This is a genomic window from Streptomyces sp. NPDC058964, assembly GCF_042741275.1.
Lineage (GTDB): Bacteria > Actinomycetota > Actinomycetes > Streptomycetales > Streptomycetaceae > Streptomyces.
The window spans coordinates 1-2,178 of the sequence record NZ_JBHYKH010000852.1 but is presented as its reverse complement, the minus strand read 5'-3'; the positions used below and the strand labels follow the sequence as shown (position 1 = coordinate 2,178).

The following is a 2,178-nucleotide window of genomic DNA, read 5'->3' as shown; positions in this document are numbered from 1 at the left end:
ACGTTGGGCGGGGCGTCGGCGGCCCACTCCGCGATCGCGGCCAGGGACTTCGCTCCGGCCAGGACCGCGCACGCGGCCAGGGAGAGGACGAAGGCGAGCGAGTGGCGTCGGCCCTGGTCCCGGCGGGGATCGGGCACCTGAGCCAGGCAGGTCAGCAGGCCGGGGAGGTCATCGGGGACGGTCGGCGCGGTGTCGGCGAGTTGGCCCAGAGGGCGCGGGATGAGCGAGGATGAGAAGGCAGGCACGGTCTTCCGTCGTGGTGATCAGGGACTCGACACCTCATGATCACCGGAAGTCGTGCCTGCCTCCGCGTCAGCCCCCGCAGTCCTGCCCCAGCTCCTGAAGCCCAATCAACCCGGATGCACCGCCGGAACGACGCCGCCCTGCCCGCGTACCCCGTCGGTCACCGTCATCGTGGCGCCGACGGGGTACGCCCGTCACCCGCGAGCGGAGTGCGACTTCAGCGGATGCGGTGCTTCCGCCAGAAGGGGCCGAGGTCCCTGTGCGTCATCGACTGTGCGGCCTTCTTGAAGCCGGCGGTGGTGGAGACGCCGTACCAGTGGTCGTGGGCGTACTTCTTGATGAGGCGCGCCATGGTGCCGGCCCCGAGGACGTGCTCCAGGTCGGCCAGGACGCAAGGGCCGATCCCGTACACGACCTGGAAGTACTCGTCACGGTGTGTAGACCAGTAGGCCATCGAGTTGGTGAGCGCGGCGGTGGCGCTCGGCCAGGAGTCGTCCGGCGAGCACTCGAACCCGTCCCAGCGGTAGTAGCGCGCGTTGGCGTACTGAGCGAAACTCTCGTCCAGCCAGGGTGAGTTGTACTCGTCGTTGCCCACGACGCCGTACCACCACTGGTGGGCGATCTCATGGACGGTGGCGCCGCCCTCCTCCTCGGTGCCGAGGATGACCAGGCCGGGGTACTCCATGCCGCCGGCGAACCCGGGGGTCATCACGAGGTCGATCTCGCCGTACGGATAGCGGCCGAACTCCCTGCCGAACCGGTCGATGGCGGCGACGCCGTCCTTGCGGTTGAGGCGGACACCGGCGGCGGGCGTGTTCGGCGACCAGTACGACTTCACGCGCACGCCGTCGGGCGAGGTCTGGGTCGCGGTGCGGAACGGGCCCGCCGCCCATGCGAAGTCCCGCACCCGCTTGGCGACGCTGTGGGTGACCGTACGCCCGGTACCGCCGGGGCGGGTCCATGTGCTGCCGGTCGCCGGGACCTTGAGGGCGGACGGGTGGTCAAGGCGCACCCGGAAGTCGCTCGCCAGGGTGTAGAAGCTCTCGCCGTACGACACATACGGATCGAGGTGCCATCCCCTCGCGTCGTGCACGGCGAGGACCGGCAGCGCGTTGCCCAGGAAGCGGAACGCGCCTTCGCGGCCGAAGCGGTTGTTGCGTGCGGGCACGGTGAGGGCCAAGTCGAAGGAGACGGCCGTCCGCTCGCCGCGTGCGAGCGGCCTCGGCAGAGCGATGCGCAGCGCCGTGCACTTCACGCCGGGGCGGCCCGGAGTGCCGCCGCGCACGTGGGAGACGCGGACGGGGGACGGTCTTCCGGATGTCCCGCAGCCGTCCTCGCCATTGCCCCACAGGCGTATGTACACCTCACGCAGGGGCCGGCTGGAGGCGTTGCGGAAGGACACCGTCTGCCGGCCCGCCCAGTGGGAGCCGTCGGCGTCGGCGCGCAGCTTCACGTCGTAGCTGGGGCGGTCGGGCGTCGCGGGTTCGGCCGCTCTCACCGCGGCGCCGGGCGCCGGGCCGGACGGCGTGCCGGCCTCGGCCACGGTGGAGCCTGCTGTCGCGAGCAGCGCGAGCAGGGCGACCAGCAGACGGCGACCGGTTCTTGAGGGGCCCGTGGGCGACGAAGGCATGGCTGACGACATGACAGATGACATGCCAGCGGATCTTGTCACAGGGTTCCCCACGGCCGACACAGGCCCGCGCGAAGAGGGGAGGTCGGCTCCGCTTGGGCGGCGAAAATGCCAGGGTAGGCAGGGGATGTTCGCTGTACGTTGGCGCACAGTAAGGATCCCGGTTCAACCCATCCGCAGTTCATCCCCTTCAATGAGGCCTGGTCAGGGACACCACGTACGCCGAGGACGCCTCCCGCGTACGCACCGGCACCGCTCCACGTGCCATGGCATCCCTGCGTAACCTGGCCATCGCCGCTCTCCGA

At 70.5% G+C, this 2,178-nt stretch carries 2 protein-coding genes; both read right to left on the bottom strand.

From position 1 onward, the window contains the following. On the bottom strand, window positions 1-245 hold a 245-nt coding region (locus tag ACFW2E_RS45595), incomplete at its 3' end, for a transposase family protein (RefSeq protein WP_384477722.1). A 215-nt stretch (window positions 246-460) separates the two neighbouring features. Continuing rightward, on the bottom strand, window positions 461-1,873 hold the full coding sequence (locus tag ACFW2E_RS45590) for a M1 family metallopeptidase (RefSeq protein WP_254648695.1): 1,413 nt from the start codon (window positions 1,871-1,873) through the stop codon (window positions 461-463). Window positions 1,874-2,178 lie beyond the last annotated feature (305 nt).

Coding starts and splice junctions, on each gene's coding strand:
- ACFW2E_RS45590 (WP_254648695.1), bottom strand. CDS start 1,873: ATGCCTTCGTCGCCCACGGGCCCCTCAAGAACCGGTCGCCGTCTGCTG.